The 19,743-nt window shown below is 63.8% G+C and carries 20 protein-coding genes; 14 read left to right on the forward strand and 6 right to left on the reverse strand.

From position 1 onward, the window contains the following. Positions 1-10: 10 nt before the first annotated feature. From DFR45_RS07015 to DFR45_RS07025, 3 genes are all read right to left on the reverse strand, one after another. Entirely contained in the window at positions 11-868 is an 858-nt protein-coding gene (locus DFR45_RS07015) for a YbgC/FadM family acyl-CoA thioesterase (RefSeq protein ID WP_114482980.1), read from the reverse strand. Between the two features lie 2 nt (positions 869-870). After that, on the reverse strand, positions 871-1,860 hold the full coding sequence (locus DFR45_RS07020) for an alpha/beta hydrolase (protein ID WP_241659300.1): 990 nt from the start codon (positions 1,858-1,860) through the stop codon (positions 871-873). Between the two features lie 68 nt (positions 1,861-1,928). Beyond that, positions 1,929-2,798, reverse strand: a complete 870-nt coding sequence (locus DFR45_RS07025) for a 2-keto-4-pentenoate hydratase (RefSeq protein WP_114482982.1) — start codon at positions 2,796-2,798, stop codon at positions 1,929-1,931. Between the two features lie 90 nt (positions 2,799-2,888). On the opposite strand from DFR45_RS07025, the gene DFR45_RS07030 reads away from it, so the two are divergent. From DFR45_RS07030 to DFR45_RS07045, 4 genes are all read left to right on the forward strand, one after another. Beyond that, entirely contained in the window at positions 2,889-4,037 is a 1,149-nt protein-coding gene (locus DFR45_RS07030; RefSeq protein ID WP_114482983.1) for an iron-containing alcohol dehydrogenase, read from the forward strand. An 18-nt stretch (positions 4,038-4,055) separates the two neighbouring features. After that, positions 4,056-4,562, forward strand: a complete 507-nt coding sequence (locus tag DFR45_RS07035; protein WP_114482984.1) for a MaoC family dehydratase — start codon at positions 4,056-4,058, stop codon at positions 4,560-4,562. A gap of 68 nt (positions 4,563-4,630) precedes the next feature. Next, positions 4,631-6,220: an acyl-CoA synthetase gene (locus DFR45_RS07040; RefSeq protein ID WP_199755297.1), complete on the forward strand. Its 1,590-nt coding sequence runs from the start codon at positions 4,631-4,633 to the stop codon at positions 6,218-6,220. 37 nt (positions 6,221-6,257) lie between these two features. Next, complete coding sequence (locus DFR45_RS07045) at positions 6,258-6,578, forward strand: hypothetical protein (protein WP_114482985.1); 321 nt, start codon at positions 6,258-6,260, stop codon at positions 6,576-6,578. 73 nt (positions 6,579-6,651) lie between these two features. Here the strand turns inward: DFR45_RS07045 and DFR45_RS07050 are convergent, their stop codons facing one another. From DFR45_RS07050 to DFR45_RS07055, 3 genes are all read right to left on the reverse strand, one after another. After that, on the reverse strand, positions 6,652-7,500 hold the full coding sequence (locus DFR45_RS07050) for a 3-hydroxybutyryl-CoA dehydrogenase (RefSeq protein ID WP_114482986.1): 849 nt from the start codon (positions 7,498-7,500) through the stop codon (positions 6,652-6,654). Positions 7,501-7,514: 14 nt separating this feature from the next. Continuing rightward, the gene (locus tag DFR45_RS14500) at positions 7,515-7,760 is read right to left on the reverse strand and encodes a hypothetical protein (RefSeq protein ID WP_144686928.1); all 246 of its coding nucleotides are present in this window, start codon (positions 7,758-7,760) and stop codon (positions 7,515-7,517) included. A 223-nt stretch (positions 7,761-7,983) separates the two neighbouring features. Further along, positions 7,984-8,877 carry a CsgG/HfaB family protein gene (locus tag DFR45_RS07055; RefSeq protein WP_114482987.1) on the reverse strand — a complete coding sequence of 298 codons (894 nt, stop codon included), beginning with the start codon at positions 8,875-8,877 and terminating at the stop codon, positions 7,984-7,986. Between the two features lie 547 nt (positions 8,878-9,424). Between DFR45_RS07055 and rpsB the strand changes: the two genes are divergently transcribed. The 10 genes from rpsB (at position 9,425) to DFR45_RS07105 (ending at position 19,739) form a co-directional block, all read left to right on the forward strand. After that, complete coding sequence (rpsB, locus tag DFR45_RS07060) at positions 9,425-10,180, forward strand: 30S ribosomal protein S2 (protein ID WP_114482988.1); 756 nt, start codon at positions 9,425-9,427, stop codon at positions 10,178-10,180. A 119-nt stretch (positions 10,181-10,299) separates the two neighbouring features. Beyond that, a complete protein-coding gene (gene tsf, locus DFR45_RS07065; RefSeq protein ID WP_114482989.1) occupies positions 10,300-11,223 on the forward strand; it encodes a translation elongation factor Ts in 924 nt (307 codons plus the stop codon). 51 nt (positions 11,224-11,274) lie between these two features. Beyond that, positions 11,275-12,003: a UMP kinase gene (pyrH, locus tag DFR45_RS07070; protein ID WP_114482990.1), complete on the forward strand. Its 729-nt coding sequence runs from the start codon at positions 11,275-11,277 to the stop codon at positions 12,001-12,003. A gap of 52 nt (positions 12,004-12,055) precedes the next feature. Then, positions 12,056-12,619 carry a ribosome recycling factor gene (gene frr, locus DFR45_RS07075; RefSeq protein ID WP_114482991.1) on the forward strand — a complete coding sequence of 188 codons (564 nt, stop codon included), beginning with the start codon at positions 12,056-12,058 and terminating at the stop codon, positions 12,617-12,619. Positions 12,620-12,661: 42 nt separating this feature from the next. Beyond that, positions 12,662-13,408 carry a polyprenyl diphosphate synthase gene (gene uppS / locus DFR45_RS07080; protein ID WP_277874954.1) on the forward strand — a complete coding sequence of 249 codons (747 nt, stop codon included), beginning with the start codon at positions 12,662-12,664 and terminating at the stop codon, positions 13,406-13,408. A gap of 29 nt (positions 13,409-13,437) precedes the next feature. Then, positions 13,438-14,295, forward strand: coding sequence for a phosphatidate cytidylyltransferase (locus DFR45_RS07085; RefSeq protein WP_114482992.1), 858 nt, complete (start codon positions 13,438-13,440; stop codon positions 14,293-14,295). Further along, the gene (ispC, locus tag DFR45_RS07090) at positions 14,292-15,482 is read left to right on the forward strand and encodes a 1-deoxy-D-xylulose-5-phosphate reductoisomerase (protein ID WP_114482993.1); all 1,191 of its coding nucleotides are present in this window, start codon (positions 14,292-14,294) and stop codon (positions 15,480-15,482) included. Before DFR45_RS07085 ends, ispC begins: the two co-directional genes overlap by 4 nt. A 28-nt stretch (positions 15,483-15,510) precedes the next feature. Beyond that, positions 15,511-16,872 carry an RIP metalloprotease RseP gene (rseP, locus tag DFR45_RS07095; RefSeq protein WP_114483038.1) on the forward strand — a complete coding sequence of 454 codons (1,362 nt, stop codon included), beginning with the start codon at positions 15,511-15,513 and terminating at the stop codon, positions 16,870-16,872. A 39-nt stretch (positions 16,873-16,911) separates the two neighbouring features. Then, complete coding sequence (gene bamA, locus DFR45_RS07100; protein ID WP_114482994.1) at positions 16,912-19,209, forward strand: outer membrane protein assembly factor BamA; 2,298 nt, start codon at positions 16,912-16,914, stop codon at positions 19,207-19,209. Beyond that, positions 19,209-19,739 carry an OmpH/Skp family outer membrane protein gene (locus tag DFR45_RS07105; RefSeq protein WP_114482995.1) on the forward strand — a complete coding sequence of 177 codons (531 nt, stop codon included), beginning with the start codon at positions 19,209-19,211 and terminating at the stop codon, positions 19,737-19,739. Before bamA ends, DFR45_RS07105 begins: the two co-directional genes overlap by 1 nt. The last annotated feature ends 4 nt before the right edge of the window (positions 19,740-19,743 follow it).

The following is a 19,743-nucleotide window of genomic DNA, read 5'->3' on the forward strand; positions in this document are numbered from 1 at the left end:
GCGGGCTGGTTCACAAGGCGCGCTGCATGGTCACGTGCGCGATGCCTGCTTCTTCGTACGGCGCGCCTACGGGCTCGAAACCCGCGCGGCGGTAAAAGCCCTCGGCGCTGCACTGCGCGTGCAGCTGCGCCAGGCGGTCGCCGCGGGCGCGTGCCGCGGCCAGCAGCGCCTCGAGAATCCTGCGCCCCCACTGCTGGCCGCGCACCGAGTGCTCCACGGCCATGCGGCCTATGCGCGCCACCCCCGGCGCTTCCTGCGTGAGCCGGCCCGTGGCCACGGGCATGCCGAGCCGGTTGTAGGCCACCGCGTGCAAGGCCGTGGGGTCGAAGGCGTCGGCGTCTTCCTCGGCCGGGATGCCCTGCTCGCGCACGAACACGGCCATGCGCAGCTGCGTGGCGTCGCGCCCCAGCGTGTTCCAGTCGCCGGTGCGCACTTCCACCATTTCGGCGCCGGCCTCGTAGTCGGCAAAAATGTCGCGCAGCGCAGCAGGGATGGGGCGCGAAGTCTGCGTCTGCAGGTCCGAAAACACGTACACGATCTCGCCCGAGACCAGCAGCTTGTCGTCGCGGAAGATGGCGGCGATGAAGCGGCACGAGGAGTTGCCCAGGTGCGCGCAGCGCATGCCGACTTGCAGCGCATCGTCCACGCGCGCCGGGGCGTGGTATTCGAGCGTGGCTTTCTTCACCACCATCTCGCCGCCCAGCACCTGCATCGCGGCCTCATACGGCAGCGCGACGGCGCGCCAGTATTCGGACATGGCGGTGTCGATGTAGGTCAGGTAGTGACCGTTGAAAACGATTTTTTGCATGTCCACCTCGGCCCAGCGCACGCGCAGGCGCAGCAGGCAGCGGAAGTCTTTGCGGTGCATCCTCAGTTCCCCTCGAAGGCGTGGCGCAGCGCGCGCGCCGCGTCCGTGTGGGCCTGGCGCGCCTCGGGCAGCACACGGCCCATTTTGATGAATTCATGCGTCACGCCGCGGTAGATTTCGAGCTCCACGGGCACGCCCGCGGCACGCAGCTTGTCCGCGTAGTCTATGCCTTCATCGACGAGCGGGTCGCACTCGGCCAGGCCGATCCAGGCCGGCGCCACGCCCTCCACGTCGGGCGCGAGCAGGGGCGCAAAGCGCCAGTCCGTGCGCTGCTCGGGGCTGCGCACGTAGTGGCCGAAGAACCATTCGATCGCCGGCGCCTCGAGCACCAGCCCCTGCGCGTAGCGGCGGTGCGAGGGCGTGTCCTGGTGCGCCGTGCAGCCGGGGTAGATCAGCAATTGCAGCGCGAGCGGCAGACCGGCGTCGCGCGCGAGGATGGCGTTCACGGCCGCGAGCGTGCCGCCCGCGCTGTCGCCGCCCACGGCCAGGCGCGCCGGGTCGGCGCCGAGTGTGTGCGCATGCTGCGCGAGCCAGGCCAGCGCGTCCCAGGCGTCGTGCGTGGCCGTGGGAAAGGGGTGCTCGGGCGCGAGGCGGTAGTCCAGCGACACCACCATGCAGGGCGTGAGCCGTGCCAGCTCGCGGCACAGGATGTCGTGCGTGGCGATGCTGCCTATGGTGAAGCCGCCGCCGTGCAGGTACAGCAGCAGCGGCAGTGCTGGGGCCTCTGCGCGGGCGCTGGGCGCATAAAGGCGCGCGGGCAGCGCGCAGCCGTCGCGCGCGGGGATGTGCAGGTCTTCCACGCGCGGCAGTGGCGCGCGCGGCACTTCGAGCACCTCGGCGCCGGCAGCGTAAGCGGCGCGGGCCGCCTGCGGCGTGAGGCTGTGCAGCGGCGCCCGCCCGGCGCGCGCCATGCGCTCGAGCACGCCGCGCATCTGCGGCGTGAGCTGTGCGCGGTGCAGGTGGTAGGCGGCGTGCGCGTCGGGGTGGAGCATGGCGTCTGGGGCGCTGGCTGGCATGGGCTTGGGTTCCGCGCGGCGGTGTGCAGGATGCTTCTCGGGGGTTATTTGAACTGCACGCGCACGGGTTCGGCGCCGCTGAGGCCCTCGTAGCGCACCGTGATCGTTTGCCCGGCTTTGGGCGCTGTGGGCACCGAAAAAGAGCCAAGACTGATGACATCCCCCGGCTGCAGCGCCAGCCCTTCTTGCGCGAGCGCTTGCGCCAGCCACACCACAGCATTCAAGGGGTGGCCCAGAATGTCACTGCCTTTTCCGCCGCCAAGGCGCTTTCCGTCTGCGTCAGCAACTATCACATCCATATCGCGCAGGGCATCGAGCAAAGCCTGGCGCCCGGCGTTGTCTGTGGGTACGGATAAGGGTGTGCCGGCGACGCCCAGGCGTGCTCCGGCGTTGATGGCAGAGAAACTTGCCGCATTGAGTTGCGCGGGGTTTTGCACATACACATCGGGCAGCTCGATGAACGGAATCACCTGGTCTATGGCTTGCAGCACTTCCATCGGCGTTTTTGCCTGGTTCACGGCGCTGCTGCGCACGCGCACGAGCATGTCGGCCTCGTACATCGGCCGCGTGCCGAAAGATGTCGGCACGACGGCGCCATTGGGCAGCATCATGCGCTCGAAGAGCTTGCCCCAGACCGGCTGCGTGGTGCCAAAGCGCTGCTGCACCGCGGGGTTCGTGAGCGCGGCTTTGTAGCCGATGACTTTGCCCAGGTGCTTTTCGAGCTGCGCATTGAACTTGGCGCGCGTGCAGGCGGCATCGGCTTCGGACAGCTTTTCGGGGTTGGGCGCGGGCGTCTTGGCGAGGTAGTGGGCCGTGAGCTCTGCCACCTGGGCGTCGCTCAGGCATTCGGCCTGCGCGCCTGTCACGCAGGCGACGGCCAAGGCGAGGGCAATGAGGGTTTGTCGGGTACGCATGGGTGTCTCCTGGTTGTAAAGTCAAAAAGCCGTGCGGGCCGATGCAATCCGGCGCGCACGTTCATTCATCGACATTTTGCACTTGGCACCATGGCTTTCATCAACTACGTCACCCAGATTCAATTCGACTTCGGCGCCGTGCGCCTGCTGCCGCAGGAGTGCGCGCGCGTGGGCATCACGCGCCCGCTCGTGGTCACGGACGCCGGTGTGCGCGCCGCCGGCGTGCTGGACAAGGCCCTGGCGGCGCTGCAGGCTCCGCAGGGCGCTCTGCCCGTCACGGTGTTCGACCAGACGCCCTCCAACCCCACCGAGGCCGCCGTGCGCGTGGCCGTGCAGCTGTACCACGCGCACCAGTGCGACGGCCTGATCGCCGTGGGCGGCGGCTCGGCGATCGACTGCGCCAAGGGCATCGCCATCGCCGCCACGCACCCGGGGCCGCTCGTGCACTACGCCACCATCGAGGGCGGCTCGCCGCGCATCACCGACAAGGTGGCGCCCGTGATCGCCGTGCCCACCACGAGCGGCACGGGCAGCGAGGTGGCGCGCGGCGCCATCCTCATCGTCGAAGACCAGCGCAAGCTCGGTTTCCACTCGTGGCACCTGGTGCCGCGCGCGGCCATTTGCGACCCCGAGCTCACGCTGGGCCTGCCGCCGGGCCTCACGGCGGCCACGGGCATGGACGCGATCGCGCACTGCATGGAAACCTTCATGTCAGCGGCCTTCAACCCGCCCGCCGACGGCATCGCGCTCGACGGCCTTGCGCGCGGCTGGGCGCACATCGAAGCCGCCACACGCGACGGCCAGAACCGCACCGCGCGCTTGCAAATGATGAGCGCCAGCATGCAAGGCGCGCTCGCCTTCCAAAAGGGCCTGGGCTGCGTGCATTCGCTGAGCCACAGCCTCGGCGGCCTGAGCCCGCACCTGCACCACGGCACGCTGAACGCCCTGTTTCTGCCCGCCGTGGTCGCATTCAACGCCGCGAGCCCCAGCGTGCAGCAGGAGCGGCGCATGGAGCGCATGGCGCAGGCCATGGGGCTGGAGCGCGCGGGTGACATCCCCGCCGCGCTGCGTGACATGAACGCGCGCCTTGGGCTGCCCGCCGGGCTCGCGGCGCTGGGCGTAAAGCCCGCGCAGTTCGACGCCGTGATCCGCGGTGCGCTCGCCGACCACTGCCACCAGACCAACCCGCGCCTTGCCACGGCCGACGACTACCGCGCTATGCTGCAGGCTTCCATGTAAAAAACCAAAGGAGACACGATGCCCCCCGCCTCGGCAAGCCCAGCGCCGGCACCCGCCGGCCCAGACCGTTCGCTGCCCCAGCTCGGGCGCGGCTTTTTCTGGCAAGACCTGCAGGTTGGCCAGCGCCTGCGCACCTTCCGCCGCACCGTCACCGAAACCGATCTGGTGAACTTCATCGGCACCAGCGGCATGCTCGAGGTCATCTTCATCGACACCACCTACGAAGGCGGCGCCATATCGGGTCGGCCCGTGCCCGCGGCGCTCACCTACGTGCTGATCGAAGGTTTTCTCGCGCAGACCATGATCCAGGGCACGGGGCTCGCGCTGCTCGAGATGCAGCAAAAAATCCTCGCGCCGGTCTGCGTGGGCGACAGCATCGAAGCCGTGGTCGAAGTCACGGGCATCCGCCCGACCTCACGCGGCGGCCGCGCCGTGGTGACTTCGCGCATCGACGTGTTCAACCAGCATGGCACGCAGGTCATGAGCTATACCGCCACACGGCTGCTTGCCGGACGCAGCGACTGAATCCCTGCCGTGCCGATGGCGGCGGCACCACTTATTTCACAATACAAAAATAGACCAAGGAGACCAAGGTGGCAAATCTTGCAAATGACACGGACAGCGACGAAGTCCACCGCGTCGGCGGTATCGGCGACTGGCTCGACTACCACGCGCAGCACCACGCCGATCAGGAGGCGCTGGTCGTGGGCGAGCTGCGGCTTACCTATGCGCAATTGCTGGACCGCGCAGCACGCATGGCCGGAGTGCTGGCCGGGCGCGGAGTGCGCAAGGGCGACCGCGTCGCGCTGCTGCTGCCCAATGGCAACGAGTTCCTCGAGACCTTGTTTGCCTGCGCGCGCCTGGGCGCCATCGCCGTGCCCATCAATTTCCGCCTGAGCCCGGCCGAGGTGGAGTTCATCCTGACCGACTGCGGCGCGCAGGTGCTGGTCTACCACCCCCAGTTCACGCCGCTGGTGGCGCCGATCCGGCCCAATACCCCCCTTGCGCACGCTTTTTACGTGCCGGGCTCGGGTGCGCCCATGCCGGGCGACGTGAATTACGAACAAGCCCTTGCCACGGCCCAGCCACCAGCCCAGCGCACGCCCGTCACGCAAAGCGACCCGCACCTCATGATGTACACCTCGGGCACGACCGGCCGGCCCAAAGGCGCATTGCTGAGCCACGGCAACACCACCTGGAACGCTTTCAATTTGTTGCTCAGTGAAGCGGGTTTGCACAGCGACGACATCGTGCTCACCGTCGCGCCGCTGTTTCACATCGGTGGGCTCAACATCCACACGCTGCCGGCACTCTACAAAGGCGCGAAGGTGGTGCTGCATCCGCACTTCAGCCCGGCGGACACCTTGCGCCTGGTGCAGCGCGAGCGCGTTTCCATGCTGTTTCTCGTGCCCGCGATGTGGCTTGCGATCAGCCAGATGCCCGACATCGACCAGTACGACCTCTCATCACTGCGGGTGCTCATGTCGGGCGGGGCGCCTTGCCCGATCACGGTGATCGAGTTTTTCCAAAAGCGTGGCCTGTGTTTCCTCGAAGGCTTTGGCATGACTGAAACCGCGCCCAATGCCTGCTTTCTCGGCAGCCGCGATGCTCTGCGCAAAAATGGCTCGGTCGGCAAGCCGCTCACGCACGTGCAGATGCGCATCGTCGATGCCAACGACCAGGACGTGCGCCAGGGTGAGACGGGTGAGCTCGTGCTGCGCGGCCCGAACATCTTCGTGGGCTACTGGAGTCGCCCCGAGGCCACGGCAGAGGCCTTTCGCAATGGCTGGTTCCACAGCGGCGACCTCGCGCGCCAGGACGAAGAAGGCTTTTACTACATCGTCGATCGCATCAAGGACATGCTGATCTCGGGCGGTGAAAACGTCTATCCGACCGAGGTCGAGCAGGTGATCTATCGCCACCCCGCCGTGCGCGAGGCCGCGGTCATCGGCGTGCCCGACCAAAAATGGGGCGAGGTGCCCATGCTCGTCGTGGCCTTGCACGAAGGCGCGCAGCTCACGCTCGAAGAAGTGCGCGCTTTTTGCGAGGGCAAGCTGGCACACTTCAAAATCCCAAAACAGATGATGATAGTGCCCGCGTTGCCGCGCACGGCCACGGGCAAGGTGCTCAAGCGCGAGTTGCGCAGCAGCATCATCGGTGCCGACAAGCCGGCCATCAGCTGAAACCATTCTTTCTTATTTTGATTGCCGAGGAGCAAAAATGCACAATGAAGTCGATGTGAGCTGGGGCGAAGCGGCGAATTACCGCTTTGACTTGCGTGGTGTCGAGCCCATGGACAAGGAGGCGGCCCGGGAGTGGCTGGATGCGCAGTTCACGGCACTCGAATGTGAGCCGATCCGTTCCGTAGGCAAGGTGCTCACGGTGGACAAGGTGCTCACGGTGGCCCAGGCCGCAGGGGAAGACTATTTTTCCAAACCCGAGCACCGCGAATGGGCCGTGAACTTCGCGCGCGCGACCAGCGCCTTGCTCGGGCGGCCCATCGTACGCGTGGACGTGCCCAGCATGACGATAGGGTATTGAGCGGGTAGTGGGCCGCAGCGCGTGGCTGCATCGCACCGGGAGCCCGGGCGCGATGCAGTCCAGTCCGCTCCGGTCAATAGTGATAAACGCCGCGGCCCGTCTTGCGGCCCAGGTGCCCGGCGGCGACCAATTCCTTGAGCAGCTGGCAGGGGCGGTATTTGCTGTCGCCAAACTCTTTCAGATAGACCTCCATCACCGCGAGGCACACGTCCAGCCCGATCATGTCAGCCAGCGCGAGTGGCCCGATCGGGTGGTTGCAGCCCAGGCGCATGCCCGCGTCAATGTCTTCGGGCGTCGCCAGGCCTTCGGCGAGAACGAAAAAGGCTTCGTTGATCATGGGCACGAGGATGCGGTTGACCACGAAGCCCGGCGCGTTCTTCACCGTGATCGGCGACTTGCCGAGCTGGCGCGCGAGCGCGTGCACGGCGTCGTGCGTGGCGTCGCTGGTCTGTACCCCGCGGATGATCTCCACCAGCGCCATCACGGGCACGGGGTTGAAAAAGTGCATGCCGATGAACTTGTCGGGGCGGCCCGTGACCGCGGCAAGCTGGGTGATCGAAATCGAAGAGGTGTTCGACGCCAGGATGACCTCGGGGCCGACGAGCTTGTCCACCTGCTGCAGGATTTTGACCTTGATGTCGTAGTTTTCAGTCGCTGCCTCGATCACGAGCTGCGCCTGTTGCAGCGCGTCGTACTGCGTCGATGTCTGGATGCGGGAAAGCGCTGCGTCCTTGTCGGCGGCGCTGATTTTTTCTTTCTTGACCAGACGCTCCAGGCTGCCCGAGATGGTCGCCAGACCCTTTTGCAGCGCTGCTTCCGAAATATCGACCATGATGGCGCGCAGACCGGCTGTGGCGCAGGCCTGCGCAATGCCGTTGCCCATGGTGCCGGCGCCGATGATCCCTATGGTTTGGATGCTCATGAAAAATCCTTTCGTCAACAAAAAATTGCGGCCTCGGTCAAATTCCGGGAGCCGCAGGCATGGCGCAGGGTGAATGGCGCCCCGTAATGAAAGAGGAGTTTCATCTGCGCCACGGCCGCGCCGATGATAGAGCGGCGGCGCAACGCTTCGGTGAATCCAGCCTGCGGCCGCACGGCTTTGTCAGAGATGGCACAGCCGGCAAATTGGGTGCAACGCAGCGCATAGCCCCCCGCCGGAGCCACTGAAGCCAGCGGAGCCACTTGATTTACCCTAGCAGCCTGTCGGACTTTGGGCGTCGAAAGCGAGAAGGTGCCCCAGCGAGGCCAGTTTTTGCCGGATTCGCAGCCCCATAGTGGTGCTATGGGGCAAGAAGACGGTAAAAAATGGGCCGCTGCGGCGCATTCGCAGCCGACGATTCCAAAGTCCGACAGGCTGCTAGATTGTCCATGAGGCGCGCAGCGCCGCCGAATGGACAATCAGGGTTTACTGCTGCGCTTTCTTTTTCTTGCTGGACGAAGCTGCCGGGGCTGAAGTCTGCGACGGCGCCACCCCGCCATCGACCCCCAGGCGCCCGCCGCCACCCAGACCCTGGCCCTGCACGGTTTGTGCCTTGTAGTTGCGCAATGCGACGACCATCTGGTTGTAAGCGTCCATGAAGGCCGCGGCAACCACCTTGCCTTGGGCCGTGTTGCTGTAACCGCCTATCCCACCACCAACGGAGCTGCCGAACACGGCGCCAAAACCGCCCCAGTCGGTCTTGGACGCACTGCCCTCGGACGCGGCGACCTGCACACCGGAGCGGTTGTCGATCAAGGTCAGCATGGCACTGGCTTCGCGCGTTTTGGTGTTGCCTGCCAAGCTCGCCAGCGTACGCCCGCTGCTGCCGAACAATCCGCCAATGCCAGCAGCCATGCCGCTCGCATCATTTTGGCTGAACACGATTTCAGGCGACAGACCGTAGTCCGACGAAACGACCTGGCCTTTGCCAAAATTGCTGCCCTTGCGGATCTCTCCAGACTGTTGCAGCGCACGCTCGCGGTTCATGGCATTCATGCCCGCGGCACTGCGCTCCACGACGACGAAGCAGTTCGACTGCTGAATCAGCAAGCGCAGCAGGTTCGACGTGGGTGGCAGTTTGTATTCCCCCGTCAGGACCGTGTACCAGCCGGCAGACTGGTTCTCGATCAGCGACACCGTGCCCAACGGCGCCGCGCATTTTTCCAGGGCGCTGTTGGTATTGGTGCTGGCGCCACCCGCAGCCGCACCGGTCGCAACCGTCTTGGCGTCGGCATTGCCCATCTTCATGTCGGTTGTCTCGCAACCCCCAAGCAGCAGGGCGGTCGCGGCGGCGGCGAGGGTCAGCGGAACGATTCTCATGGTTTCTCCTGGCAAGCAAAAGGGAAAAGGGGCGAGGCGTTACAAAGGAAAGCAGAATGTAATAGAGATTTGACTTTATCGCGAAAAAGTTGCGCTGCAAGCGCCCGGATGCTGCTTTTTCTTCGGAGCCATAGCCGCGCTGTGGATGGGAGTCGGCCGGCGCTGTGGACGGGCGGCTGGGATTTCGCCGATGGAATTTCGCCGGACTGCGCATGCTAAACTTCGATGGTTTTGCTTTTGCATGAACTTGTGCATCTAGCAGCCTGTCGGACTTTGGAATCGTCGGCTGCGAATGCGCCGCAGCGACCCATTTTTTACCGTCTTCTTGCTCCATAGTCCCGCTATGGGGCTGCGAATCCGGCAAAAACTGGCCTCGCTGAGGCGAATTCTCGCTATCGACGCCCAAAGCCCGACAGGCTCCTAGAGCGGCAAAACAAATCGCAAGCCAGCCCCGTAAAGGTGCTGCGCCGCCTGGAGCGTCCTGATGCTCTGTGATGGCTGCGCAAGTCGTGGGGCTGGGTTTAGACCCAACCTTTGGAGAGTTTTCATGTCTTCTATCACCATGCGCGAAATGCTCGAAGCGGGTGTCCATTTTGGCCACCAAACCCGCTTTTGGAATCCCAAGATGGCCCCCTACATCTTTGGGCAGCGCAACAAGATCCACATCATCAACCTCGAAAAAACGCTGCCTATGTTCGAGGCGGCGCAAAAATTCGCGCGCCAGCTCACAGCCAACGGTGGCACGATTTTGATGGTGGGCACCAAGCGTCAGGCGCGCGAAATCGTGGCTGCCGAGGCCAAGCGCGCGGGCGTGCCGTATGTCGATCAGCGTTGGCTGGGGGGCATGCTGACGAACTTCAAAACCGTCAAGAGCTCGATCAAGCGACTCAAAGACATGAAGGCTCAGCTCGAAGCCGGGCTCGATCACATGAGCAAAAAAGAGCAGCTCAACTTCAATCGTGAGCTCGCCAAGCTCGAACGCGACATCGGTGGCATTCAGGACATGACGGCCCTGCCCGACGCGATGTTCGTGATCGACGTCGGCTACCACAAGATCGCCGTCGCCGAAGCCAAGAAGCTCGGCATTCCGCTGATCGGCGTGGTCGATACCAACCATTCGCCCGAAGGTATCGATTACGTGATTCCTGGCAACGACGATTCGGCCAAGGCCGTGGCGCTGTATGCACGCGGCATGGCCGACGCGATTCTTGAAGGGCGCGCCAATGCCATGAATGAGGTGGTCAAGGCGGTTGCAGTGGAAAGCACCGACGAGTTCGTCGAAGTCGAAGAGTCGGCTGCCTGACAAAAGGGGCTCTTGCGATGTCGCCAGAAAAGGGGCTCGTGACAGGCCCCTTTTTTGAGCCTGAAGCAGAGGCAAGGGCCGAATCAGTGAACGATTGTTGAATACGGAAGGAATACGAAATGGCTGCAATTACCGCAAGCATGGTGGCTGAGCTACGTGCCAAAACCGATGCCCCGATGATGGAATGCAAGAAGGCGCTCACCGAAGCCAATGGCGACATGGCCAAAGCGGAGGAGATTTTGCGCGTCAAGCTCGGCACCAAGGCCGGCAAAGCGGCTTCACGCATCACGGCCGAAGGCGTGGTGGCGATTTTCATCGAGGGCACCACGGGTGGCATGATCGAGGTCAACAGCGAGACGGACTTCGTCAGCAAGAACGAGAGCTTCATCGCCATGGCCAAGGCTGCGGCCGAGCTCGTGGCCAAACATAACCCGGCCGACGTGGCAGCGCTGGGCGCTCTGCCCTACAGCCAGGACGGCTTCGGCCCCACGCTCGAAGACGTGCGCAAGGGACTGATCGGCAAGATCGGCGAAAACATGACCTTCCGCCGTTTCAAGGCGTTCCGTGGTGGCAACAAGCTCGCTTCTTATTTGCATGGCACGCGCATCGGTGTGGTGGTCGAATACGAAGGAGACGAGGTCGCCGCCAAGGACGTGGCCATGCACATCGCCGCGATGAAGCCCGTGGCCTTGACCAGCGCCGAGGTGCCGGCCGAGCTGATCGAGAAAGAGCGTGCGATCGCTGCGGCCAAGGCTGCTGAAGATGCGGCCAAGGCGCAAGCGGAGGGCAAGCCCGTACAGTCGCCTGAAATCGTGGCCAAGCGCGTCGAGGGCGCGGTGCAAAAATTCCTCAAGGAAGTGTCCTTGATGAACCAGCCTTTCGTGAAAAACGACAAGCAGACTGTGGAGCAGATGCTCAAGGAGCGCGGCACTACGGTGAAGTCTTTTACGCTGTACGTGGTCGGCGAGGGCATAGAGAAAAAAGCAGACGACTTCGCTGCCGAAGTCGCCGCGCAAGTGGCTGCTGCCAAGGCCGCTGCCTGATTTTTCTTGACTGCATTTCCATCTCTTTTCCACATTTGTACGGAGCGCTCCATGTCCGTTGCCCTTGCCACGCCAGTCCACAAGCGCATACTGCTCAAGTTGTCTGGTGAGGCGCTCATGGGTGAAGATGCTTTTGGCATCAACCGCGCGACCATAGAGCGCATCGTCGAAGAAATCGCCGAGGTCACGCGCCTCGGTGTCGAGGTGGCGGTGGTGATCGGCGGCGGCAACATCTTCCGCGGGGTCGCAGGCGGCTCGGCCGGCATGGATCGCGCCACGGCGGACTACATGGGCATGCTGGCCACGGTCATGAACGCGCTCGCCCTGGCCGACGCGATGGACAAAAAAGGACTCACTGCGCGCGTGATGTCCGCCATTGCGATCGAGCAGGTGGTCGAGCCTTATGTGCGCCCCAAGGCCTTGCAATACCTCGAAGAGGGCAAGGTGGTGGTGTTCGCGGCGGGCACGGGCAATCCATTTTTCACCACCGACACTGCGGCTGCGCTGCGCGGCGCCGAGATTGGTGCCGAAGTGGTGCTCAAGGCCACCAAGGTGGACGGTGTTTATACTGCCGACCCGCAAAAAGACCCCGCGGCCCAGCGCTACACGCGCCTGAGCTTCGACGAGGCCATGGCGCGCAACCTGGGCATCATGGATGCAACGGCTTTTGCACTGTGCCGTGACCAGAAACTTCCCGTGCGTGTGTTTTCCATCGTGAAGCACGGTGCTTTGCTGCGCGTGGTGCTCGGGGAAGACGAAGGGACGCTGGTGTACGCCTGACGGGGAGGCTGTGGGTGTGCAAGCAGGCGTGCCGCAGTTTCGAGGAGAACCCATGACGACGATTGCTGAAATCAAAAACACCGCTGCGAGCAAGATGGACCAGTCGATCGCGGCGTTCAAAAACAACCTGGCGAAGATTCGCACGGGCCGTGCCAATCCCGCGCTGCTCGACACCGTGCACGTGGAGTATTACGGCTCCATGGTGCCTTTGAGCCAGGTGGCGAATGTGTCTTTGCTCGACGCGCGCACGATCAGCGTCCAGCCTTGGGAAAAGGGCATGGGCGCGAAGATCGAAAAAGCCATCCGCGAGAGTGAGCTGGGTCTCAACCCCGCATCGATGGGTGACCTGATCCGTGTGCCCATGCCGCCGATGAGCGAAGAGCGGCGCAAGGAAATGGCAAAACTCGCGCGCCACGAAGGGGAAAGCGCCAAAGTGGCCGTACGCAACTTGCGGCGCGAAGCCAACGAGGCACTCAAGCGGCTCGTGAAGGACAAGCTCATCTCCGAGGATGAGCAAAAACGTGCCGAAGCCGAGGTGCAGAAAGTCACCGACAAGCATATCGCCGAGATCGATGCTCTGGTTGCATCCAAAGAGCAAGAGATCATGGCGGTGTGAGCGGCATTGGTCGAGCGGCTTTCTTTTTTTCAGGCGAAGCTTTTGCGCGCACGACACCCTTCTTCATCCCCAACTCCCGTGGTGCCGCACCATATCGCCATCGTCATGGATGGTAACGGTCGCTGGGCGAAGCGCCGCTTTCTGCCGCGTCTGGCCGGGCACCGGCAGGGCGTCGAATCCTTGCGCCGTTGCGTTCGCGCCTGCCTTGATCGTGGCGTAAAGGTGCTCACCGTATTTGCTTTTTCGTCCGAGAACTGGAGCCGCCCTGCGGAAGAGGTCTCTGGCCTCATGGAGCTGCTCGCGCTGGCGCTAGCGCGAGAAGTGCCTTTGCTCAAACAAGACGGGGTGCGGCTTTATTGCGTGGGCGAGCGCGCCGGGCTCTCGGCGCGGGTGCGCGAGGGGCTCGCACAGGCCGAGGCGAGCACGGTCACTCTGGCAGAACCACCGCGCCTGGTGCTCAACGTGTGCTTCAACTACGGCGGCCGTTGGGACATCACACAGGCGGCGGCCGCACTCGCCGCGCGCGGCGAGGCCATCACCGAGCAAAGCCTGTCCGGCGCGCTGGCGTTGGCCCATGTGCCGGACCCGGACTTGCTGATCCGCACCGGCGGCGAGATGCGCCTGAGCAACTTTTTGCTCTGGCAGGCCGCGTATTCCGAGCTGTTTTTCAGCGACAAGCTCTGGCCCGATTTCGACGAGGCCGCGCTGGAGCAGGCCATCGCCGCCTACGCTGCGCGCGAGCGCCGCTTCGGCAAGACATCCGAGCAGGTGCGCGCGGTGGCTTCCTGAGCCAACCGGGTGAAGCGAAGGAGACTTTCATGCTGCGCCAACGCATCATCACCGCCATTGTTTTGCTGGCCATTTTGCTGCCCGCGCTGTTTTATCCCACGCCTCTGCCCTTGATGTGCGTGGTACTGGCGCTGGTGGCGGCGGGCGCTTGGGAGTGGGGGCGGCTCAACGGTCTGGGGCAGGCGGCGGCGCTGGCTTTGGGGGGCGTGTGCGTGTTGCTGTGCGCGCTCACCTGGTGGCTCGGCTGGGTGGAGCAGCCTTTGGCTACGCTGTGGCTGCTTGCGGGGCTGGCCTGGGTGCTGGGTGGCGCCTGGCTGCTGCGCGCGGGCGTTGCGCAATGGCAGCACATTCCGCAGGCGCTGCGGCTGCTGGGCGGCCTGCTCGCGCTGTGGCTCGCCTGGCTCGCGCTCGTGCAGGCACGCCGCATGGGTGTCCACTTTCTGCTCTCGGTGCTGGTGCTGGTCTGGGTTGCGGACATTTTTGCCTACTTTTTCGGGCGCGCTTTGGGGCACAACAAACTCGCCCCCACCATCAGCCCCGGCAAGAGCTGGGAGGGCGTGTGGGGTGGCCTGCTTGGCGTGCAGTTGCTCGCCTTCGGCTGGGCCGCGGCAGACGTGCATTGGCAGGTGCAGCCGCCCAGTTTTTACGGCATGGTGGCGGCGCACGGTGGCTGGCGATGGGGGCTGTTGGCCGTGGTGGCGCTGTTTCTGGGCGCCATGAGCGTGGTCGGCGACCTCGTCGAGTCGCTCGTCAAGCGCAGCGCGGGCGTCAAGGACAGCAGCGGCCTGCTGCCGGGGCATGGTGGTGTGCTCGACCGCGTCGATGCGCTGCTGCCCACGTTGCCGCTGGCGATGATGCTGGCCCGTTGGTTGCAAGGCACGCCATGAAACAGCGTCTCGCGGTTCTGGGCTCTACGGGCTCGATCGGCACCAGCACGCTGGACGTGGTGGCGCGCCACCCCGAGCGTTTCGAAGTGTTCGCCCTCAGCGCCGCGACGCAGGTCGATCTGCTGCTGGAGCAGTGTGCGCGTTTTCGCCCGCGCCTGGCTGCGATGGCGAGTGCGTCGCATGCACGCTTGCTTGCCGAAAAATTAGCACAAAATAGCCTCCCAACGCAGGTACTGCAAGCGCCAGAAGCTCTTGAATTGATAGCTTCGCACGAACAGATCGATACCGTCATGGCGGCCATCGTCGGTGCCGCGGGCCTGGCGCCTTGCCTGGCCGCGGCGCGCGCGGGCAAGCGCCTGCTGCTCGCCAATAAAGAGGCGTTGGTCGTGGGCGGCGAGGTGTTCCTCGAAGCCGTGCGCGCTGGCGGGGCGACGCTGCTGCCCATAGACAGCGAGCATTCGGCGATTTTCCAGTCGCTGCCCGAAGACCCGTCGACCTGGACGCAGCGCGTCGAAAAAATCATTCTCACCGCCTCGGGCGGGCCGTTTCGCACACGCGCGCCGGCCACGCTGCGCGACGTGACGCCCGAGCAGGCCTGCGCGCATCCCAACTGGAGCATGGGGCGCAAGATTTCGGTCGATTCGGCCACCATGATGAACAAGGCGCTCGAGGTGATCGAGGCGCGCTACCTGTTCGGACTCGATCCCGCGCAGCTCGAGGTGGTGATCCACCCGCAAAGCATCATCCACTCGATGGTGCAGTACCGCGACACTTCGGTGGTGGCGCAGCTGGGCACGCCCGACATGCGCGTGCCCATCGCCTACGGCCTGTCGTGGCCCGAGCGCGTCGAATCGGGCGCGGCGGCGCTGGACTTTCGCACGCTCTCGGCCATGACCTTCGAGGACGTGGCCGAGCACGGCCATGCGCAGCGCTTTCCGGGTCTGCGCCTGGCTTGGGAGGCGCTTGCCGCGCCGCGCGGCACTACGGCCGTGCTCAACGCCGCGAACGAGGAGGCCGTGGCGGCCTTTCTGGCGCGGCGCATCCGTTTCGACCAGATCTACGCCGTGAACCGCGCCACGCTTGAAGCCGTAGTGCCCGCGCAGCCCGACACGCTGGCGGCCCTGCTGGCACTCGATGCGCAGGCACGCCGCGCGGCTGGCCAAGTCATCGCGCGCCTGGGCGCCTGATGTCCCGCAGAACGGCGAGAATCGCGCCATGCTGACACTGCTTGCTTTTCTTGTGGCGCTGGGCTTGCTCATTGCCATACATGAATACGGTCACTACCGCGTGGCCGTGGCCTGCGGTGTCAAGGTGTTGCGCTTTTCGATAGGCTTTGGCAAACCTTTGCTGCGCTGGCAGCCCAAGGGGAGTCAGACCGAGTTCGTCCTCGGCGCCTTTCCGCTCGGCGGCTACGTGCGCATGCTCGACGAGCGTGAGGCGCCGGTGCCGGCCCATGAACGTCACCTCGCGTTCAACACCCAGCCGCTGCGCGCACGCGCGGCCATCGTTGCTGCGGGGCCGCTCGCGAACCTGCTGCTCGCGGTGCTTTTGTATGCGCTGGTGCACTGGATAGGCGTGCAGGAGCCCGCGGCCCGGCTCGCGAGCCCCTTGCCTGGAACGATCGCGCAAGCGGCTGGTCTGCAGGGGGGTGAGTTGGTGCAGCGGGCGGCGCTGGGCGGTGCCGAACCCGAGCCCGTGCGATCGTTTGAAGACCTGCGTTGGATTTTGACCCAAGGGGCGCTCGAGGGGGCTGTCGTGCGCCTGGAAGTCGAGCCCGCGGCCGGCGTGCTGCGGCGCGAGGTATTGCTCGACCTGACGCAGTTTGACACGCGCGAGGCCGACGCCCAGTTGCTGCGCAAAATCGGCATCACCGGTCCATGGACGCGCCCCGTTCTCGGCGAGATCATGCCCGGCAGCCCGGCCGAGCGCGCAGGTCTGCAAGAAGGAGACCTCGTGCTGCAGGTCGATGAGACGCCTGTGGTCGACGGGCAGCAATTGCGGGAGTTGATCCGCGAATCTGTCCGCGACGGGAAGGCCAAGACGCAGACTTGGCGCATAGACCGTGCGGGTACGACGCTGCTGCTGAGCGTACAGCCACAGCCCCACCAAGAGCCCACGGGTGTGGTCGGACGCATCGGTGCGTACGTGGGTGCGGCGCCCGAATTCGTGCGTGTGCGCTACGGCCCGCTGGAGGGGCTTGGCAAGGCGTTTGCGCGCACCTGGGACGTTTCGCTGCTGACCTTGCGCATGATGGGGCGAATGCTGATCGGTGAAGCCTCGCTGAAGAATTTGAGCGGCCCTCTGACGATCGCCGATTACGCAGGCCGCTCGGCAAGTTTGGGGCTGGTGCCTTACTTGGCCTTTTTGGCGGTCATCAGCGTGAGTCTGGGGGTGCTCAACTTGCTGCCCATCCCCGTCCTCGATGGCGGACACCTGATGTATTATCTTTGGGAGGGTGTGGCAGGACGGCCGGTGCCTGAGCGTTGGTTGGAGCCATTGCAGCGTGGCGGCATGGCCGTGCTGCTGCTGATGATGGCCATCGCCCTGTTCAACGACATTTCCCGCTTTCTTGGCTGAACCTTCCGGGTTTCGATTCTGCGGCTTGCATTTTCTTTCATGAAAAATCACTTCCACCGCCTTGGCGTGCGCACTGCATCGGCCGTTGCTGCTCTTTTTTTTGCTGCCCATGCTGCGTGGGCCATCGAACCTTTCAAGGTCCAGGACATTCGTGTCGAAGGCTTGCAGCGCGTGGAGCCCGGGACGGTTTTTGCCTCCTTGCCTTTTCGGGTCGGTGACGAATACAACGACGAAAAAGGCGCCGCAGCCATCCGCGCGCTCTATGCGCTGGGGCTGTTCAAAGACGTGCGGCTCGAAGCGGTGGGCAACGTGCTCGTCGTCGTGGTGGAGGAGCGCCCGACGATCGCCGAGATCGATTTCGTAGGCACGCGCGAGTTCGACAAAGATGCGCTCAAGAAAAGCATGCGCGAAGTCGGCCTCGCCGAGGGGCGGCCGTTTGACAAAGCGCTCGCCGACCGTGCCGAGCAGGAGCTCAAACGCCAATACATCAACCGCAGCCTCTATGGTGCCGAGGTCGTCACCACGGTCACGCCCGTGGAACGCAACCGCGTCAACCTCACCTTTACCGTGATCGAAGGCGAGCCTTCGCGCATCAAAGAGGTGCGCATCATCGGCAACAAAGCATTCAGCGAATCCACGCTCAAAGACCTGTTCGACCTCAATACCGGCGGCTGGCTCAGCTGGTACACCAAGTCCGACCGCTATTCGCGTGCCAAGTTCAACGCCGACCTCGAATCCCTGCGCTCGTATTATTTGCAACGCGGCTTTCTCGAATTCCGCATCGAATCGACGCAGGTGGCGATTTCGCCCGACAAAAAAGACATTTCCATCGTCATCAATATCCATGAAGGCGAGCGCTACGTGGTGCAGTCGGTCAAGCTCGAGGGCGACTACCTCGGGCGCGAGGATGAATTCAAGGCATTGATCAAGATCCGTGCGGGTGAGCCTTACAACGTCGATCAGGTGACCGAAACCACCAAGGCGTTCACGGAAAACTTCGCGCGTTACGGTTATGCGTTCGCGCGCGTGGAAGCCGTGCCCGAGCTCGACCGCGAAAACGGTCGCGTCACTTTGGTATTGCGCGCCGACCCTTCGCGCCGCGCCTATGTGCGCCGCATCAACGTCACGGGCAACAATCGCACGCGCGACGAGGTCATCCGCCGCGAATTCCGGCAGTTCGAGTCTGCTTGGTATGACGGCGACAAAATCCGGCTCTCGCGCGACCGCATCGATCGCCTGGGTTATTTCACCGAGGTGAACATCGAAACCGAAGAGGTTCCAGGTGCGCCAGACCAGGTCGATCTGGTCGTCAACGTGACCGAAAAGCCCACGGGCTCGCTGCAGCTGGGTGCGGGCTTTTCGAGTGCGGAAAAGGTCACGCTGTCGTTTGCCATCAAGCAAGAGAACGTCTTCGGTTCAGGCAACTATCTGGGCTTGGAGGTCAACACCAGCAAATACCACCGCACGTTCGTGCTCAGTACCACCGATCCTTATTTCACCCAGGACGGCGTTTCGCGCACGGTAGACCTCTACTACCGCTCCGACAAACCGTATGCGGATCAAGGGGGGGACTATGAGATAGACACGACCGGTGCTTCCTTGCGCTTTGGCGTGCCGTTCAGCGAAGTCGATACGGTGTATTTCGGCGGCGGGCTCGAGCAGACCAAGATCAAGTCCGGCACGAACATCCCGGCAGCATATCTGTACTACGCGACACGCTTTGGTTTTACGAGCACGGGCGTGCCGCTGACCATAGGCTGGTCGCGCGACAGTCGTGACAGTGCGCTTGCGCCGACGTCGGGCTTGTATCAGCGCTTTACATCCGAGTGGTCGGTGGCGTCCGACGCGCGCTACGTCAAGGGCGACTATCAATACCAGCAATATCTTCCCCTGAACAAGCGCTACACGCTCGCCTTCAATGGCGAGCTTGGTTTGGGCAAGGGACTCAATGGCCGACCATTCCCCGTGTTCAAAAATTTCTACTCGGGTGGCCTGGGCTCGGTGCGCGGCTTCGAGCAGGGTACGCTCGGGCCACGTGATGTGACCGGGGCCGTGCTCGGTGGCACCAAAAAGCTCACCCTGAACGCCGAAATGATTTCGCCATTTCCTGGCGCTGGCAACGACCGCACCTTGCGTATTTACACCTTCGTCGATGCGGGCAATGTCTATGGCGAAGGCGAAAAGTTTGAGTTCAGCCAGCTGCGCGCTTCGGTGGGTGTAGGCTTGAGCTGGATTTCGCCGCTCGGGCCATTGCGCCTGGGCTTTGGTCAGCCAGTGCATAAATTTGCCGGCGATAGAATCCAGAAACTGCAATTCCAAATAGGTACCTCGTTCTAATGAAAATCCTCTCTACTACCCTTTCCCGTTGCCTCAGCGCAGCCGTGTTGTTCGGTGCGTTGGCAGCCACCGCGCCCGCGCAGGCGGACGATTTCAAGGTCGGTTTCGTGAACACCGACCGTGTGTTCCGTGAGGCCAATACTGCCAAGGCAGCACAGGCCAAGCTCGAACAGGAGTTTTCACGCCGCGAAAAAGAGCTGATCGACCAAGGCAACGCCCTGAAAGCCGCGACCGAAAAATTTGAGCGCGAGGCACCCACCATGTCCGAGAGCCAGCGCCAGACACGCCAGCGCCAGCTCGTCGATCAAGACCGCGACTTCCAGCGCAAGCGCCGCGAGTTTCAGGAAGACCTGAACGCGCGCAAGAATGAAGAGCTCGCGCAGGTGATCGATCGCGCGAACAAGGTGGTCAAACAAGTCGCCGAAACTGAAAAATACGACCTCATCATCCAAGAGGCCGTCTATATCAACCCCAAGTACGACATCACCGACAAGGTGATCAAGGCGCTGAACGCCTCCGTCGGCAAATAAGCGC

It is taken from the genome of Extensimonas vulgaris (genome assembly GCF_003337425.1).
In the GTDB taxonomy this organism is placed as follows: Bacteria; Pseudomonadota; Gammaproteobacteria; order Burkholderiales; family Burkholderiaceae_C; genus Extensimonas; species Extensimonas vulgaris.

Excerpts from the sequence above, each read along its gene's own strand:
- DFR45_RS07015 (WP_114482980.1), bottom strand. The coding sequence starts at position 868 with ATGCACCGCAAAGACTTCCGCTGCCTGCTGCGCCTGCGCGTGCGCTGG.
- DFR45_RS07020 (WP_241659300.1), bottom strand. The coding sequence starts at position 1,860 with ATGCTCCACCCCGACGCGCACGCCGCCTACCACCTGCACCGCGCACAG.
- DFR45_RS07025 (WP_114482982.1), bottom strand. The coding sequence starts at position 2,798 with ATGCGTACCCGACAAACCCTCATTGCCCTCGCCTTGGCCGTCGCCTGC.
- DFR45_RS07030 (WP_114482983.1), top strand. The coding sequence starts at position 2,889 with ATGGCTTTCATCAACTACGTCACCCAGATTCAATTCGACTTCGGCGCC.
- DFR45_RS07035 (WP_114482984.1), top strand. The coding sequence starts at position 4,056 with ATGCCCCCCGCCTCGGCAAGCCCAGCGCCGGCACCCGCCGGCCCAGAC.
- DFR45_RS07045 (WP_114482985.1), top strand. The coding sequence starts at position 6,258 with ATGCACAATGAAGTCGATGTGAGCTGGGGCGAAGCGGCGAATTACCGC.
- DFR45_RS07050 (WP_114482986.1), bottom strand. The coding sequence starts at position 7,500 with ATGAGCATCCAAACCATAGGGATCATCGGCGCCGGCACCATGGGCAAC.
- DFR45_RS07055 (WP_114482987.1), bottom strand. The coding sequence starts at position 8,877 with ATGAGAATCGTTCCGCTGACCCTCGCCGCCGCCGCGACCGCCCTGCTG.
- rpsB (WP_114482988.1), top strand. The coding sequence starts at position 9,425 with ATGTCTTCTATCACCATGCGCGAAATGCTCGAAGCGGGTGTCCATTTT.
- tsf (WP_114482989.1), top strand. The coding sequence starts at position 10,300 with ATGGCTGCAATTACCGCAAGCATGGTGGCTGAGCTACGTGCCAAAACC.
- pyrH (WP_114482990.1), top strand. The coding sequence starts at position 11,275 with ATGTCCGTTGCCCTTGCCACGCCAGTCCACAAGCGCATACTGCTCAAG.
- frr (WP_114482991.1), top strand. The coding sequence starts at position 12,056 with ATGACGACGATTGCTGAAATCAAAAACACCGCTGCGAGCAAGATGGAC.
- DFR45_RS07085 (WP_114482992.1), top strand. The coding sequence starts at position 13,438 with ATGCTGCGCCAACGCATCATCACCGCCATTGTTTTGCTGGCCATTTTG.
- ispC (WP_114482993.1), top strand. The coding sequence starts at position 14,292 with ATGAAACAGCGTCTCGCGGTTCTGGGCTCTACGGGCTCGATCGGCACC.
- rseP (WP_114483038.1), top strand. The coding sequence starts at position 15,511 with ATGCTGACACTGCTTGCTTTTCTTGTGGCGCTGGGCTTGCTCATTGCC.
- bamA (WP_114482994.1), top strand. The coding sequence starts at position 16,912 with ATGAAAAATCACTTCCACCGCCTTGGCGTGCGCACTGCATCGGCCGTT.
- DFR45_RS07105 (WP_114482995.1), top strand. The coding sequence starts at position 19,209 with ATGAAAATCCTCTCTACTACCCTTTCCCGTTGCCTCAGCGCAGCCGTG.